The organism is Haliea sp. (assembly GCF_041395985.1).
Taxonomy (GTDB): domain Bacteria; phylum Pseudomonadota; class Gammaproteobacteria; order Pseudomonadales; family Halieaceae; genus Haliea.
Map to the genome: position 1 here is coordinate 309,179 of NZ_JAWKZJ010000003.1, position 16,289 is coordinate 325,467.

Sequence of the window (16,289 nt, forward strand, 5' to 3'; positions counted from 1 at the left end):
GGCTGTGAGCATAACACTAATGTACGCTAGTTTCGCGCACACCGACGCTCAAATTTCGGGGCGTAACAGGGACAGGAGCGCACCGCATGAACACTTTCAGCACCGATCGCGCGATCTGCGTATCCCGCCTGTTTGACGGCGAGCGCTGGCATGAAGACAGTGCCCTGCTGCTCGCGGGAGAGCGCATCGTCAACCGGGTGCCGATTGCCAGCCTGCCCCCCGAGCTGCCCCGCGAGACCGTACCCGATGGCATGCTGGTGCCCGGCTTTGTCGACCTTCAGGTCAACGGCGGTGGCGGCGTGCAGTTCAACAACGCGCCCACCGTGGACAGCCTGCTGCATATAGCCACAAGCCATCGCCGCTACGGCACCACCGCCGTGCTGCCCACCCTGCTCAGTGACGCGCCCGACGTTCTGCGCGCAGGCGCCGACGCGGTGCGCACCGTTCAGGCGGGCGACAACCCCGCTGCAGCGAGCGTACTCGGGCTGCACATCGAAGGGCCCTTTTTCGCTGCAACGCGGCGCGGTACGCACCGCGGCGATCGCCTGCGGCGCTGCACGCAGGCGGATATCGACTGGCTGTGCAGCCTGTCAGACCTGCGCTGCCTGCTCACCGTCGCACCCGAAATTATGGCCCCGGGGCAAATCCGCACATTGTGCGAGGCCGGTGTAACCGTGTTCGCCGGCCACAGCGATGCCGGTTACGAGGTGGTGCAGGCAGCACGGCGCGAAGGACTCAGCGGTTTCACCCACCTGTTCAATGCCATGAGTCCACTGCTGGCACGGGAACCCGGCGTCACCGGAGCAGCGCTGGAAAGCCTCACGGACTGGCTGGGCATCATTGCCGATGGCCACCACGTACATCCTGCCAGCATTCGCCTCGCACAGCGCTGTGCCGGGTCCGGGCGCCTGTTCCTGGTCAGCGATGCCATGGCGACCGTGGGTAGCGAACAACGCTGGTTCACGCTGTATGGCGAGCGCATCGAGGAGCGTGAGGGCCGACTGGTCAACGCCGAAGGCGCTCTCGCCGGCAGCGCCATCGGCCTTGTGGACGCAGTGCGCTACTGTCACCAGATTGTGGGACTGGCGCTGGATGAATGCCTGCGCATGGCGTCATGCTACCCGGCCAGACTGCTGGGCGACGCGTCGCGGGGTCACCTCAGCGCGGGCGCCCGGGCGGACATCGCCCTTCTGGACGATGCACTTACGGTGAGCGCCACCTGGCTCGGCGGCGTGCGCCAGGACCACCCCCGCAGCCCCTAGGCTGTGCCAGTGTGCCGTGCCATCAGTGCAGCCACATCGACACGCGCACCCAGCCGGTGTGCCAGCATGAACAAACCGCCCAGCTTGCGGTGGAAGTAAATCGCGTCCGTCGGTGGTGCCTGCCAGAAATCGCGAAACCCGGTGACAGACTGGCCCAATTCCATCAGCCGTGCCGGCATGTCCGACGCGCCAAAATCGTAGGCACCGGGGTGCCGCAGCGGCTCCAGCGCCAGCAAGAGCATGTCCAGCACCAGCTCGCGGTAATGCGAACCGGGGTCACCCATGGCGTAGCCGACGCGCTGTGCCGCACGCGCCAGCCCTTCCCGGTCCTCCGCCATGGCCGCCGCTGCCAGCTTGCCGTAATCCCGCACGAAACCGGCGCGAAAGCGCCGCGTGGCACCAAAGTCGAGCAGCACGATCGCGCCGTCGCTGTCCCGGTACCGGTAATTGGCAAAATTCGGGTCTGTCTGCACCAGACGCAGGGAGAAAAGCTCCGTCAGCAGTAGCTCAAGCAGCGCCGTCATCACCCGGTCGCGTTCCGCTGCGGGCTGTAGCGCCAGGGTCTCGATAGGCTCGCCCGCCACATAGGTCATGGCCAGAACCGTGCGCCGCGTCAGGTCGGGCAGCACTTCAGGCAGCACAAACCTGGTGTCCTCAGACAGCGCGTCGCGAAAACGCTGCAGGAATTTCGCCTCGCGCAGGTAATCGGCCTCTTCCCGCAACTGCACACGCACATCCGCCAACAGCGGCTCAACGTCCAGATGCCGCGGCAGCAGTCCCGACACTCGCAGCAGGCTGGCGATGTTGTCGACATCACTCTCAATACTGTCCGCCACACCGGGATACTGGATCTTCAGCACTGCCGGACGGCCGTCCGGCGCCCGAATACGGTGTACCTGGCCGATGGAGGCTGCTGCCAGCGGCTGCCACTGGAAATCGTAGAGAGCAGGATCCCAGCGCTTGCCGTACGCACTCTGCAATGCTGCCTCCAGCTGTGATCGCGGCATGGCATCGGCGTCCGCGCGCAGACGTGCAAGAATCTCGGCGAGCTCCCGGGGCAGAAAGTCCCCGGTATCCATGGACAGGATCTGCCCCAGCTTCATGGCTGCGCCGCGCATGCGCGACAGCTCGCGGGTTACGCGACGCGCGTTGCCCGGGGTCAGCAGCATGTCGCGCATTTTGGGCCGCTTGCCGGCGCGCAGCTGCCGCTCACCCTCCGCCAGCATGCCACCGGCCACGCCGCCGGCAAGTCGCGCCATACCCGCCAGGCGCCGCAGGCGACCGGCGGGAACCGGACGTTCCTTGTCACGCTCTGCCATCAGCCTGCCTCCCGCCAGCGCGCAATATGCCCGGCGGCCAGATCGTGTCCGTTAAACTGTGCGTCAAGTACCGCGATGAACGTGAAAACGCCTGTGAGCTTGCGGGCAATGAGGGCGAAATCCCGGGAGGGCGTGGCAAAATCCAGCGACGCAGCAGAACTGGCGGCGCGTTTTCCTGCGCGGCGCAACAACTGGGAGCGGCCCCAGCAATAATCTCCGTCCGCGTTGAGGTACTCCGCGGGCAGCTGTGCAGGGGAACGCAGGGGCTCGAGCAAGGCAAAACAGAAATCGGTGAACGTATCGCGGGCATAGGCGCTACTGCGCGCGTTCAGGCATCCCAGGCCCACGAGGCTTTCCAGCAGCGCCGTGCGATCCTGTTCCAGGCCGGCGGCAATGGCCCACCCGAGGTGCTGCAGAAACGTGGCCTCGCATTCGAGTGTCGAGCCAAAATCCAGCAACACCAGCTGGTCGCTGCGTGGCCCGCTGCGGATCAGGTAGTTGCCGAAGTTCGGATCCGTCTGCAGCAGGCCCCAGGCGTAGAGTTCGCGGAAAAACAGATCCAGCATGGCGCGCCCGAGCGCATTACGTCGGCGCTGCGGCAGTTCGCTGATCGCAGTATCCGTGACCAGGTGCCCTTCGATGTATTCCAGCGCCAGTACGTCTGCCGCGCAGTAGCGCGCGTAGCGACGGGGCACATGGTAGCGGCAGGCGTTCGCAGCCGCAGCCGCACCCTGCACGTGCTGTGCCATGGCATCGCCGAGGCGCGCCTCGCGCTCATAGTCGATTTCATGGTGCAGGTGCAGCCGCATCGCCTCCAGCCAGTCATCCAGCTGACGTCCGGCAGGCAGCCAGCGCGCCAGCAGCAGCATGCGCACGACCGTATCGAAATCGCTGTCAATCACATCGCGCAGGCCCGGGTACTGTACCTTGAGACAGATCCGCTCGCCTGTGGCCCGCACCGTGGCCCGGTGCACCTGCGCCAGCGAGGCGGCAGCGAGGGCTTCCTGTTCCACATCGAGTTCGTCAAGGCGGGCGCCCAAGCTGTCGCGCAGCGCAGGGCCAATCTCGGACCAGGGTAGCGGCTGGGTGGCGGCGTTGAGCTCCTGCAGGGCCTCGGTCAGGGCACGCGGCAGAAAGTGCTCGCCGAGCAGTGCGAACATCTGCCCGATTTTCACGTAGGTGCCCTTCAGGCGACCCAACTCGGCGACGAAGCGACGCGCCTCACGGCGCAGGAACTCCGAGTCTCCCGCATCGGGCTGCTGTTCTCCGCCGGCACGGAGCCGGGTAAGCGCGCCATCGAGGGCGAACGCACCGCCGGCGCGCAAACCGGCCAACGACATGGACAGACCACGACCCAGACCGCCGCTGCGTAGAGATGACGCTGGCTTACGTTTACCCATGGGCCTGATACGCAGTGATGTGGCCCCCGGACTGACGGGAGATCGGGCAGAAGCCAGACAGACCGGATTCAGCGATCAAGCAGCAGCCGCGCGAGCCTTTTCCGGTGATGCTGCGCATCGCCGAAGGCCTGTTGCACCCATTGCGCGCGGCGCACATAGAGCTGCGCGTCGCACTCCCAGGTAAAGCCCATGCCGCCGTGGAACTGCACCGCTCGATCGCCAGCGTATTTCAGCGTTTCTGTGGCCTGCGCCTTCGCCATGCGACAGGCGATTTCCGCATCCCCATCCAGCGGCGCATCATCCACCAGGGTGGCCGCGTGGTAGACGAACGACCGGGTGGCATCCAGCGCCATCAGAATCTCGACGCAGGGGTGCTTGAGCGCCTGGTAGGAGCCTATCAGTTTGCCGAACTGTGTACGGGTCTTCAGGTACTCCACCGTTGTGTCCAGGCAGCTGGCAGCGCTGCCAGCGGCTTCCGCCGCCAACAACAACCCCCCGAGAAGACGCACATCCCGCAGTGCGCGGGCAACGTCGGGGCCGCGCAGCACAGCGTCCCCTGCAACCTGCACGCCGCTGAAGTCGATAGTCTGGGCGCGACGCGTGGCATCGATCAGTACGTGGTCGCGCCGCGCTGCCGGCGCAACGGCCGCCGCCGGCACCACCGCCAGCACGGGCTCTCCCTGCTCCTGCGCCACGACGACCAACCACTCCGCGGCGGCGGCTTCCATGACCTGCTGCTTGACCCCACGCAGGACGCCGTCGCTGCCCAGTTCACAGCGGATCTGCTCAGTGCCCCAGTCGGCGTTATCCAGCAAGGCGATGGTGGCCGGCGCCCCGGCGGCAATCGCCGCCAGCACAGCGCTGCCGTCACGTCCCGCGCTGGCGCGCAACAAGAGCTGGCCCGCCAGCAGCGTAGCCAGCAGGGGGCCGCCCAGCAGGGACCGCCCCAGCGCCTCGCACACGGGAACCGCCACCGACACGCCCAGCCCTGAACCGCCTACGGCTTCTGGCAGAGCCATCCCCGGCCAGCCCATGCCGACCATCTCGCCCCAGACCGCAGGATCGTAGCCGAGGTCTGATTCCAGCAAGTCCCGCACGCGTTCCAGCGGTGACCTGTCGGCACAGAAACCCCGGGCCACATCCAGGATCATCGCCTGGTCGTCAGTGAAATCCAGCGCTGTATTCCCAATCACCGACACCGTTCTCTCCTTACTTGGGCAAACCCAGGATGTGCTCTGCAATGATATTGGCCTGCACCTGGCTGGTGCCGCCGCCGATGGTGGCGGAAAAACTGTTCAGGTAGGCCCGCTGCCAGAAGCCGCCCTGGCGCGCCGCCGCGTCGCCCACATACAGGCCACCGTCCGCGCCCTGCAGGTTGATGGCCATCTGGCGCATGCGCCGGGTGCTCTCGGTGAAACGCAGCTTGTTCGAGAGTGGCAGCGAGAAGGGGTAGTCCGTGGTCAGGGCCGGTATAGCGGCACGCCGGTCACACAGCACCACCGCTTTCTCCTCCATGATCATTTGTACAAGCTGGTCGCGCACCGCAGGGTCCTGCAGTGCGGGTTCGCCGTCGCGCTCGACGTCCGCCAGTTCGGCAATCATGTCGTCGATCGCAATGCGCACAAAGGCCAGACCACCCGCCGCACCGGCTTCCGCGCCGCGCTCATATTGCAGCGTGCGCATGGCGATTTTCCAGCCCTGCCCCTCCTCCCCCATCAGACAGCTGGCGGGGATGCGCGCGTCGGTGAAAAAGGTTTCGGTAAACCCGTATTCCCCGGTGAGCTTGCGTATCGGCCGCGGGTCGATACCCGGTACCTGCATCGGCGCCAGGAAGAACGACAGCCCATCGTACTTGCGCTCCGCCTGCGGATTGGTGCGCGCGAGCAGGATCATGTATTTCGCGAAGTTGCCCATGGTGGTCCAGATTTTGGTGCCATTGAGCACGTATTCATCACCTTCCCGCCGGGCCCGCAACTGCGCGCTGCCGAGGTCGGAACCGTGGTCCGGCTCGGAAAACCCCTGGCACCAGATGTCCTCACCCGAGAGAATGCCTTTCAGGTAGCGCGCTTTCTCGGCTTCCGTACCGATGTCGTTGATCAGCGGCCCGGCCCAGCCCAGGCCGATCACGTTGAAGCAGATGGGAACGCCATGGCGACGCATCTCCTGATCGGCGATGGACTGGTAGACGGGATCCACGCCCTGCCCGCCGTATTGCCGCGGCCAGGCCATGCCCAGATACCCTGCCGACCACACCTTGTGCTGCCACTCACGGAGGAACTCCAGCTGCTGCTCGCTGCCGACCTCCATAAAGGATTGCGGCAGCAGGAACCCGGGATCCGCCGGGCGGTTGGCCTGCATCCACGCTCCCACCTGCTGCCGAAACTCTGCCTTTTCCCGATCACTCACCTGACTCACAGCGTACTCCTCGTCAACAGTCGGCTCTCAAACCACATCGGGCAGGACCAGGGGTTCCGCGTGGGCATTCGCGCGCTGGAAGCCCGGGCGCGCCATCAGCCGCTGCAGATAGTCTGCCGTGGCGGGTTTGTAATATTTGTCCAGGTGCAGCATCTGACCCAGATACAGTGCATAGCCGATGGCGATATCCGCCACGGTAAAGCGCTCCGCCACCAGGTACGCCTGGCGCTCGAGGCACTCATCGAGGCGCCGCAGGCGGGCCCGAAACCACTTCGCGTAGTCATCCGCTACCGCGCGCTTCGCCGGATCAGGCTCAAAAAAGTAGTAGCGCAGGGCGATGGTCTGGGGAAACGTGAGCGTGGCATCGCTGTGGTGCAGCCAATTCAGGTAGGCGCCGTACTCGGGATGCTCCGGGCGCAGGCCCAGGCCCCGATCCTCGTAGCGGTCTACCAGATACTGGCAAATCCCCACCGATTCCGTCATCACGGTATCGCCGTCGACAAAATAGGGCACCGTGCCCAGGCTGTTCACTTTGAGGTAATCCGGCTGCATCACCCGCGGAGGGAACGGCAGCACCTCCAGCTCATAGTCCAGCCCCAGCTCTTCCAGCGTCCACAGGGGACGCAGTGAGCGGGCGCCACCGCAGTGCCATAACTTCATCTCAGACTCCGTACTGGCGCGCCGCCAGGTCACGCATGATCTCTTCCGAGCCGCCGCCGATGGCATTGACCCGAACCTCACGGTATATCCGCTCGACGCGACTACCGCGCATGTAGCCAATGCCACCGAGGATCTGCATCGCCTCGCGGGCACAGAACTCCACCGTCTCACTGGCCTGCACCTTGAGCAGGGCGATATCACCCGGGTTCGCGGTGCCCGCTTCAATCGTTTCATAGCACAAGCGTATATACGCCTGGGTGGCGTTGATCTTCTGCTTCATCTGCGCAATCTTGTGGCGAATGACCTGGTGATCCGCCAGGCGCTTGCCGAAGGTACGGCGTTCGCGGGCCCAGGCCACTGCCTCTTCCAGGCAAACACGTGCCATCGCTTCCATGCCGGCGGCCATCGCCATGCGTTCGCCGTTGAAATTGGTCATGATAACCCAGAAACCCTGGTTTTCCGGCCCGATCAGCTGGTCTGCGGGCACCCGCACGTTGTCAAAATACAGGGTTGCCGTGTCCGATGCCCACCAGCCCTGCTTGCGGCTCAGCGGGGTGCGGCTGAAACCCTCTGCGTTTGTGGGAATGAGCAGCATGGAGACGCCCTTGCCACCCTCGCCACCCGTGCGCACCGCGGTGGACACCCAGTCGGCGCGCATGCCCCCGGTAATGTAGGTTTTGGAGCCGTTAACCACGTAGACGTCGCCGTCGCGCACCGCCGTTGTGGTGAGGCTGGCCACATCGGAGCCGCCTCCGGGTTCAGTAATCCCCAGGGCGATATGCTTCTCGCCGGCCAGCACCGGCGGAGCCACCCGCTGTTTCATCTCTTCGGAGCCCCAGTGGATTACCGGCGGCAGGCCAATACCGTGCACCATGAGACTGGCAGGGATACCGCCGGCACCGATACGCGCCAGTTCCTCCTGGGTGATCCACGCGTGCCAGCTGTCGATACCCTCACTGGTGCCCCCATAGGCTTCCGGATAGCCCAGCCCCAGCAACCCCACAGCCGCGGCCTTGGGCCAGAGCGCTGCCGGAATCTCGCCCGCCTCGTCCCAATCATCGGCAAACGGCATGATTTCACTGTCGATAAAACGGCGCAGCTGCGTGCGCCAGGCTTCGTGCTCCTCGGTGAACCAGGGGTTGGGTAATCGTGCACTGTCAAAATCCAGGGACATCGGTCCTCTCCGGGCGGTCATTTCAGGCGAGCCGGTATAGTACGGTAAGCCTCGCCGGGATGCATGCCCCGCAGCCGGCGCAGCCCACGGACAGGCACCATCGCCGATCCGCTAGGAGACCAGTGCGAGGACCTCCTGGAGCTCCGGATGCGCGGCGCCGATGTCGCGTAGTTCGCGACGCGCACGCTGCGCCAGGGTCGCAGGGGCGCGGTCACCCAGGGCCAACACCTCTGCCCGCAGCAGCCAGTCCTCAGGCCGGGCATCGAGTGCCCTGACCACCGGGGCCTGATCAGCACCCAGCGCCAGCGTCGCCACCGCGTGGTAGGCTGCCTCAAGTTCGGCATCGGGCGTTGCGCGCGGGGAACGCGCACTGCTGACGGGCTGGTAGAGCGGATACTTAGCGCGGTCCGCGCTGCCGCCAAACACCGAGCAGATTGCTCCGCCCACCGCCATGTCGTAACGCCCCCATGCCGGCTCGAACAGCACTTCACCCTGCAGGTCGGTCACCGTGCAGTCGCTGAAGCTGAGCAGCAGATTGCGGTGTTCCTGCCGCAGCACATCCTGCAGGTATCCGCGCACGGTGATGCCCGACAGAAACTCCAGGCAAACCGGCTTTCCAATGCGTATGTTGTGCGCCTTCAGCTCATCCACCGAGTACTCGGACAGACAACGGGTGAAGTCCTTCAGCTTGCCAATCGGCGAGCCAAAGCCCTCGGCGTGCGTTGTCGTGCCGTGTCCATAGATCTCCGCGCCCTGGAAAGCGATCTGGGTCGGCCCCACACACTGCATATAAACCGCCTTGCCAACCGCATCGCACAACACCGACGTGAAGCAGCCGCTCACCTGAACACCCGTGTCATATTCCGCCGTGCACACGGTGCCGGCGGCAATAGCCTGACGCAGGGCCGCTGCGCCGCCTACGCGATACGCCATGGTCGCGGCGAACTCTTCCAGCACCTGGCTCAGATGCCGACAGCTGCGAGTGACGTACAGCTGTGGCTGCTCCCGGGTGATGTCGTAGGTTTGCGACACCGCGTCCACCGTAAGCGGCAGTTTGCGCACCTGCAGGTCGTCCAGGCAATGGCGGCCCTCGCCCAGGGAGGACAGCAGCCCGGCCCCGAACAGCCGGTAATCTGCAACATCACCGACCAGGCCGTACTCGACCGTCCACCAGTGCAGGCGCGCCAGCAGGGCTGCCTCGGAGGGCGCCTCTTCGACCGCCTGCAGCGCGTTCAGCGCCTGCTCCGCGGCGGCGATGCGTTGCGGCTCCACGCCCGGTGTTTCCTTGAGTATCGAGAGCTCACGAATCGCTTCGTACTGTGCGTGATCGCGCCGGGAGGCGATGGCACGCATGCCGATTTCGCCAAAGCGCTGCAGGAATTCAGCGTAATCGACATCCACGATAAAGGGCGCATGCCCGGCCGCCTCATGCACGATGTCCGGCGCCGGGGTGTAAACAACGTGTTCAACACTGCGCATATCCAGTGCAATCACCAGCACCCGCAGCGCCTGAAACTCCATGAAGATGGCCGGCGGAATAAAGCCCTCGACCACGACAGCGCGCCAGCCCAACTGCGCGAGGCAGGCGTTCATCTCGTCGATTGAGGGAATATGGTCCAGTGCGATGCCGGTGCGGGCGAGACCCTCCAGATATACCGGATGCGCAGTGTCGCGCAGCTGCCGCACCAGGTGCCGCATGATGAAACGCCACAGTGCCTGGTCCTGCGCCGTGTACTGCTGCCGATAGTCCTGGACCGCAACAAAGGGCCGTAGATGCGTCGGCAGACTGGCGACCACCTCCTCCTGTGTCATGCGGCACTCTCCGGGCGTTCTGTGCTGTCCGAGGTTGGAGACATCGCCTGCAATTGCAGATCCAGTCGGTCGAGCAGGTTAAACAGTGTGTCCCGCTCCCCGGCTTGCAGGGGAGCCAGCAACGCCTGCTCCCAGGCCAGTGCCTCCGGTTCGATACGACGAAACAGCGCCAGACCAGACGCACTGAGGCGCAGCAGTGATGCCCGGCTGTCGCGGTCACAACTGCGACGCAGTAGCAGATTGCGTTCCGCGAGGCCGGCGACCGCCCGCGAGACCTGCACCTTGTCCAGCGTCGTGAGTTCCGTGACCTGTCGTGCCTGCAGCTCACCGTATTCGGCGAGTGTGACCAGCACACGCCACTGGGGAATGCTCAGGCCAAAGCGGTCACTGTAGATACGCGACAGGGAAACACTGATTTTGCGCGCCAGGCTGTTACAGCGGTAAGGCAGGAATCGCGCGAGGGAAAGGGAATTCGGCATGGGGCACCTGCAGGCAGAGACAGGCCCTGAGTATACGCCCGGGGAAAGTGGTTTCCAATGCAACCAAATTCCCCAAAGCCACCCGCCTGCTACTTGCGGTAGTCCAGCGGCGGTTCGCGATCACCCAACAGCGGACGATAGCTGAAATCCGCTCCCCGACGCTGCTCGAATTCGCTGCGTGCGGCATGCAACAGCTGCGGTTGCTGGAACAGGTCCGCAGCCGTGAGTGCGAGGGTTTTGGCAGCCACCATCATGCCTTTGACGCCGATATCAGTGCCGCCCGCGGCAATCGCCTGCCAGGTGTGGGGCGCAGTGCCAGGCACCCAGGTCGCCGCACGCATCTCGGTTGTCGGCACCACCCAGCTCACATCTCCCACATCCGTCGAGCCCATACTCCGCGAGGGTGCGAAGGGTTCTATGCGTGCCGCGGCGGCAGCCAGGTCCGCCTCGCTCTGGGCCAGCGACTCCGCCAGCGTGTTGGCGAAGGCCAGATCGCGCGCACTGTACTGAACACCCCCGACCTGCGACAGGCGCTCGTGCATGGTCCTCGCCAGGGTTTCGTTGGGCAGCACGCTGTGGTTGCCGTGAATCACCTCGTAGCTCACCTCGGTGCCGGTACCCAGCGCGGCGCCTTCAGCCGTTGCGACAAGCCGTTCCCAGAGCGCCTCCAGGGTTGCCGCCTCGGGATGACGCAAGTAGTAGAAAGATTCGGCAAAGTCCGGCACCACGTTCGGCGCCGAGCCACCACTGGTGATCACGTAGTGCATGCGCACTTCCTGTGGCATGTGTTCGCGCAACATGTTGGCCATGATATTCATCGCCTCCACGCCATCCAGCGCGGAGCGCCCGCGCTCCGGGGCCACGGCGGCATGCGAGGACACGCCGCGAAACCGGAACTTGGCAGACTTGTTGGCCAGCGTCGTGGCGGGGTTGGATTGATTGCGGTCAGACGGGTGCCACACCAGCACTGAATCCACACCCTCAAACAGTCCGGCTCGCACCATGTACACCTTGCCGGAGCCACCCTCTTCCGCCGGCGTGCCGTACAGCCGAAGGGTACCACTCACGCCGTTTTCCTCCATCCAGTGACGCACGGCGACCGCCGCGGCCACCGAGCCAGCCCCGAACAGGTGATGACCGCAGGCGTGACCGCTGTGCTTCTCCGCTGCGGGCTCCCTTACCGGTGCTGCGGTCTGGGAAATGCCGGGCAACGCATCGAACTCTGCCAGCAGACCGATGACCGGGGCGCCGCTGCCATAGCTGGCGACAAAAGCCGTGGGCAGTCCGGCCACGCCGGTCTCAATGCTGAACCCCTCGCGGGCCAGCGTGTCCTGCAGCAGGGCGCTACTCTCGTTCTCGAGGTAGCCGAGCTCGGCCTTGTCCCAGAGCGCGAGTGCCAGACTGGCGTAGTGCGGCTGTTCACGATCAAGTCTGGTGAGCATGCTCTCCTCGTCGCCGCCCTGCGCTCCACTGGCAATCAGGACTGTGGTGAGCGCCGCAATGGCGGTGAATCTGTGCATGGTATCTGCCTCCGTGAGCTGAATCGGGGATTTCGCCACCTTACCATCGCAGGCGACACAATGCCTGATATGCTTGCAGGCCAAAGGGTCGTGAGCAAGGCTTGTGGATGTGGTAAACCTCAAATTGTGGGCGGCAGCCCTGAATGGAATGCCCGGTGTGACCACCGAGCAATGGGCGCAGCTGGACCCCGTGGCTCGGTGGCTGCTGGCTTGCAGGGCGTCCGTGCTGTTCATGACACTGACCGCGGCCATGCTCGGCGGATTGCTGGCCTGGCGTGCCGGCAGTTTCGACCCGCTCTTCTGGTTCGCCTGTGCGACCGGCCTGTTATTTGCACACGCCAGCAACAACCTGCTCAACGATTACACCGATTCCCGCAGGGGAATTGACCGCGGCAATTACTATCGCAATCAGTATGGCGTGCACGTGCTGGAAGACGGCCTGATGAGCGAGGCGCAATTCTGGCGCTATTTCGCGTTCACCGCCGGGGTGGCGCTGGCGCTGGGCCTCTGGCTGGTGAGCGAACGTAGCGGGCCGACACTGGCGTTATTGCTGGCCGGTGCCTTCTTTGTGCTGTTTTATACCTGGCCGTTGAAGTATGTCGGGCTTGGCGAACCCGCCGTGCTTCTGGTCTGGGGGCCGTTGATGGTGGGGGGCACCTACTTCGTGGTATCCGGCGAATGGAGCAACGAAGTGGCATGGCTCAGCCTGGTGTTCGCCCTGGGCCCCACTACCGTGCTGTTCGGCAAGCACATCGACAAACTCGGCGCCGACCGCGCCAAGGGTGTCCACACCCTACCGGTATTGCTGGGCGAAAATCGCGCGAGGAGGACAACCGCCGCCCTGCTGCTGGCGCAATACGCGCTGACGCTGGGGCTGGTTCTCATGCAGGCATTTGGCTGGCCGCTGCTGCTGGTTTTTGCCAGCGTCCCAGCCCTGCAGAAAACGTTGCGGGCGCTGCGCGCAAGCAAGCCCGAGAGCCGGCCGCCAGCCTACTCTGCGACGCTTTGGCCACTCTGGTTCTCCGCAGCCTGTTTCCGCCACACGCGCCAGTTCACGCCGTTGTTCCTAGCCGGCGTGCTTCTCGATACGCTGTTATAAAAAAAGGGAGCCACCTGACGGTGACTCCCCGGGACTCCCACCAGGGGTAGCGGGAGTTGACCTCGCTAGCGCAGGGTACCGGCAACGTGCTCGGCGCCAACCTGGCTCACAGCCTCGGCAAACGCTGAGGCGTGACAGGCGCGGTTGTTCGCGGCCTGGCGCAGGCCACCAGCGGCACGATAATCGGTAGAACCGCAGACTTCGCGAGCAGCCGCGCTGATCCGCTGGTGCAGCACTTGCTGGCCCTGCGCGGTGTCCAGATTGAGATCGCTGAGCTCAACCCGCACACTGGCGGCTTCCATTCCCTTGGCCAGTACCAGCGTGTCTTCGTGCACAGTGGCAGCGGTTGCTGCAAGAGCTACTGTGCTGCACGCACCGAAAGCGAGTGTGGCGATGTACTTCTTGATAGATGATTGCATGGTCGTTCTCCTGGCCAAATGTGGCGTTGTTGTTGGTTTGAGGACCCGCTAGGTGGTGTCCCGCGCTGTCCATGGAACACAGATTAGAGGCCCCGTGCGCCTGCCGACAGGGGCTTTCGATGAGTTGCAGGGGGCCAGCGATGAAATGCATCAATCCAGCGACGAGTGGCTTGCGTAACCGACTCTTCACACGCACCGCCGCTTGGCTTTCGAGCGTAGCCACAGGATAATGCAACCCCATGCGATACCGCGGACAACAGGACTACGACCACCGTCAGGCGCCCCGAATCGGCGTACTGGTCACCAATCTTGGAACACCCGATGCTCCTGAAAAGGGAGCGTTGCGCCGCTACCTGAAGGAGTTTTTGTCCGACCCACGGGTGGTCGAAGTGCCCCGCCTGCTCTGGCTGTTCATCCTGCACGGCATCATCCTCAACGTTCGACCTGCGCGCTCTGCGAAGGCCTACCGTACGGTATGGACCGAACAAGGTTCGCCGCTGCTGCTGCACACCCGTGAGCAGGCCAGCGCACTACGCCAGGCGCTGCAGAAAACCCATGGCGACTCCGTGCTGGTGGAATTTGCCATGCGCTATGGCTCCCATCCCCTGTCGGAACAGCTGCAATCACTTCTCGACCGTGGCGTACAGAGGCTGGTCGTGCTGCCGCTGTATCCGCAATACAGCGGGCCAACAACCGGCTCCACCTTTGACGCCCTCGCGGCCGACTTCCGGCAGCGCCGCTGGCTGCCAGAATTACGCTTCGTCGCGCAGTATCACGACCATCCCGCCTATATCCGTGCACTGGCCGCGAGCGTGCGCACGCACTGGCAGACGCACGGTCGCGCCGACCGCCTGATCATGTCCTACCACGGCGAACCTGAGCGCTACCTGCACAATGGTGATCCTTATCACTGCCACTGCCACAAAACCAGCCGCCTCCTGGCGGAAGCGCTGGAGCTGGACGCCGGTGACTACCTGACCTGCTTTCAATCGCGCTTTGGCCGTGAACCCTGGCTCAAACCCTACACGGACGACACCCTGCGGGGCTTGCCCGCACAGGGTGTGAAGTCCGTTCAGGTCATTTGTCCGGGTTTCTCTGCAGACTGCCTGGAAACCATCGAAGAAATCGGCGTGGAGAATCGCGGCTACTTTATGGAGGCCGGCGGTGAACGCTACGAGTATATTCCCTGCCTGAACAGTGACCCGGCACACATCGAGGCACTCACCACGCTGATCGAGGAGCAGATGCTGGGCTGGTCAGAAAAGCCCTTCGACGCAGAGGCTACCCGCGCCCGCGCCAGGGCGCTGGGCGCGTGACATTCAGCGTTGGCTACAGCCAACGCCGCACACGGGCACAATAGGCAGGGTAGTCTTCGGGAAAGAGGCCCTGCAGTAGTGCCTCTTCGGGCCGAATGTAGCGCCACTCGACAATCACCATGAACAACGGCGGGACCAGCAACGCCATGCTGGACCCCACCGTCACCGCGACGCCGAGCAGAATGGCCGTCATACCCAGATACATGGGATTGCGGGTGAAACGGTAGACGCCTGTAGTGACCAGCGCCGACACATTGCGGAAGGGGATCAGGTCCGTGCCGGCGCGTTTGAAAAGTCCGCCTGCCACCACGAGCATGGCAAGACCCGCGAGTAAAATGGCCCCGCCCAGCAACTGGCTGGCCTGACTGGTGAAACGGGGGCCCGGGTAGAATTCATTGAAGGCAAAAATGGCACAAACCCCGAAAACCATCCACATGGGTGGATAGATAATGCGTTTGACCATGGTCCTCTCCTTTCCTCTGTTCAGACGCCGTGCATGTGCACACCGGCGGGCTCCAGCCCGCCTATCGCGTAGGCCAGTATAATCCCGGCAAGGAAGGCCAGAGTCAATTTGCCGCGATCGTGGCTGTGAAAGTGCACCTCGGGCAGCAGATCGCTCAGGGCAATGCAGATGAAGGCGCCGGCAGAAAACGCCAGCGCACCCGCCACGGCGTGGTGACGGGCATCCCCAAGCAGATCCACCCCGAAGAAAAACAGCAGCGCGCCCAACGGGCAGAGCAGCGCAAACCCGAGATTGGCCAGCGAACGGGAGCGCCGGCTCCAACCGCCTGCCTCCATGATGGTGGTGATGGACATGGCATCCAGCGGTTTATGCAGAAGGATAGCCAGAAACACCCCGACGCCGAGCAGCCCCGCACTGCGCCCAACCTCACCCTGCATCACCGCCCCCAGGGCAACGCCATCAATCAGCGTGTGTACACCCAGTCCAAGCGCGAGTCCAACCCAGCTGAGGCGGTGTGCAGCGGGAACCGCCTGCGCGGGCACCAGTGCAGTGGGCGCTGCGGCTGCATCGCCATGGTGATCATGGTCGTGCGCGTGGCTGTGGTCATGATCATGATGCTCATGCTCTTCCTCACTGAAGTCGTGCTGGTGAAAATGAAACATGCGCAGCAACAGAAGCATGGTAATAAGGCCGATCATCAGCCACCAGACCGACGCATCCGCGCCATACTCACGCGGCTGCAGGGCGATACTGTGTGGCAGAAGGTGATAGAACGCGACACCCAGCATCAGCCCCGAGACAAAACTCATCACCAGCTGGGTACGGGTGTGGGTCATCCTCACCCAGTTCGGCAGCAGACCCCCGGCCAGGGACAGCAGCGCGATGGCCACACAGTACGCAACCAACAGCAGTTCGGGTGTCAGGCTCATGGGTTTTCCCGGCCTCCAGCGC

15 protein-coding genes are annotated in these 16,289 nt (G+C 64.2%); 3 read left to right on the plus strand and 12 right to left on the minus strand.

Going from position 1 to position 16,289, the window contains the following annotated elements:
• Positions 1-86 precede the first annotated feature (86 nt).
• Positions 87-1,262, plus strand: a complete 1,176-nt coding sequence (gene nagA, locus R3E49_RS07795) for an N-acetylglucosamine-6-phosphate deacetylase (RefSeq protein WP_371294538.1) — start codon at positions 87-89, stop codon at positions 1,260-1,262.
• Here nagA and R3E49_RS07800 read toward each other — a convergent pair.
• The 9 genes from R3E49_RS07800 to R3E49_RS07840 form a co-directional block, all read right to left on the minus strand.
• Positions 1,259-2,581, minus strand: coding sequence for an ABC1 kinase family protein (locus R3E49_RS07800; protein WP_371294539.1), 1,323 nt, complete (start codon positions 2,579-2,581; stop codon positions 1,259-1,261). The genes nagA and R3E49_RS07800 overlap by 4 nt on opposite strands.
• Entirely contained in the window at positions 2,581-3,981 is a 1,401-nt protein-coding gene (locus tag R3E49_RS07805; protein ID WP_371294540.1) for an ABC1 kinase family protein, read from the minus strand. The genes R3E49_RS07800 and R3E49_RS07805 overlap by 1 nt, the downstream gene beginning before the upstream one ends.
• Positions 3,982-4,049: 68 nt before the next feature.
• Positions 4,050-5,180: an acyl-CoA dehydrogenase family protein gene (locus R3E49_RS07810; RefSeq protein ID WP_371294541.1), complete on the minus strand. Its 1,131-nt coding sequence runs from the start codon at positions 5,178-5,180 to the stop codon at positions 4,050-4,052.
• Between the two features lie 10 nt (positions 5,181-5,190).
• A complete protein-coding gene (locus R3E49_RS07815; RefSeq protein WP_371294652.1) occupies positions 5,191-6,339 on the minus strand; it encodes an acyl-CoA dehydrogenase family protein in 1,149 nt (382 codons plus the stop codon).
• An 84-nt stretch (positions 6,340-6,423) separates the two neighbouring features.
• On the minus strand, positions 6,424-7,056 hold the full coding sequence (locus R3E49_RS07820) for a glutathione S-transferase family protein (RefSeq protein WP_371294542.1): 633 nt from the start codon (positions 7,054-7,056) through the stop codon (positions 6,424-6,426).
• A 1-nt stretch (position 7,057) separates the two neighbouring features.
• Complete coding sequence (locus tag R3E49_RS07825) at positions 7,058-8,230, minus strand: acyl-CoA dehydrogenase family protein (RefSeq protein ID WP_371294543.1); 1,173 nt, start codon at positions 8,228-8,230, stop codon at positions 7,058-7,060.
• Positions 8,231-8,341: 111 nt separating this feature from the next.
• Positions 8,342-10,042: an aromatic amino acid hydroxylase gene (locus R3E49_RS07830; RefSeq protein ID WP_371294544.1), complete on the minus strand. Its 1,701-nt coding sequence runs from the start codon at positions 10,040-10,042 to the stop codon at positions 8,342-8,344.
• Positions 10,039-10,521 carry a MarR family winged helix-turn-helix transcriptional regulator gene (locus R3E49_RS07835; RefSeq protein ID WP_371294545.1) on the minus strand — a complete coding sequence of 161 codons (483 nt, stop codon included), beginning with the start codon at positions 10,519-10,521 and terminating at the stop codon, positions 10,039-10,041. Before R3E49_RS07835 ends, R3E49_RS07830 begins: the two co-directional genes overlap by 4 nt.
• Before the next feature lie 89 nt (positions 10,522-10,610).
• Positions 10,611-12,041: an amidohydrolase gene (locus tag R3E49_RS07840; RefSeq protein WP_371294546.1), complete on the minus strand. Its 1,431-nt coding sequence runs from the start codon at positions 12,039-12,041 to the stop codon at positions 10,611-10,613.
• A 148-nt stretch (positions 12,042-12,189) separates the two neighbouring features.
• Here R3E49_RS07840 and R3E49_RS07845 point away from each other — a divergent pair, with 148 nt between their 5' ends.
• On the plus strand, positions 12,190-13,140 hold the full coding sequence (locus R3E49_RS07845; RefSeq protein WP_371294653.1) for a prenyltransferase: 951 nt from the start codon (positions 12,190-12,192) through the stop codon (positions 13,138-13,140).
• Positions 13,141-13,205: 65 nt separating this feature from the next.
• Here the strand turns inward: R3E49_RS07845 and R3E49_RS07850 are convergent, their stop codons facing one another.
• Positions 13,206-13,559: a UrcA family protein gene (locus tag R3E49_RS07850; RefSeq protein WP_371294547.1), complete on the minus strand. Its 354-nt coding sequence runs from the start codon at positions 13,557-13,559 to the stop codon at positions 13,206-13,208.
• A gap of 239 nt (positions 13,560-13,798) precedes the next feature.
• Between R3E49_RS07850 and hemH the strand changes: the two genes are divergently transcribed.
• Positions 13,799-14,875, plus strand: coding sequence for a ferrochelatase (gene hemH / locus R3E49_RS07855; RefSeq protein ID WP_371294548.1), 1,077 nt, complete (start codon positions 13,799-13,801; stop codon positions 14,873-14,875).
• A 13-nt stretch (positions 14,876-14,888) separates the two neighbouring features.
• Here the strand turns inward: hemH and R3E49_RS07860 are convergent, their stop codons facing one another.
• Both R3E49_RS07860 and R3E49_RS07865 read right to left on the minus strand, forming a co-directional pair.
• On the minus strand, positions 14,889-15,338 hold the full coding sequence (locus R3E49_RS07860) for an isoprenylcysteine carboxylmethyltransferase family protein (RefSeq protein ID WP_371294549.1): 450 nt from the start codon (positions 15,336-15,338) through the stop codon (positions 14,889-14,891).
• Positions 15,339-15,358: 20 nt separating this feature from the next.
• Positions 15,359-16,267 carry a ZIP family metal transporter gene (locus tag R3E49_RS07865; protein ID WP_371294550.1) on the minus strand — a complete coding sequence of 303 codons (909 nt, stop codon included), beginning with the start codon at positions 16,265-16,267 and terminating at the stop codon, positions 15,359-15,361.
• Between the last annotated feature and the right edge of the window lie 22 nt (positions 16,268-16,289).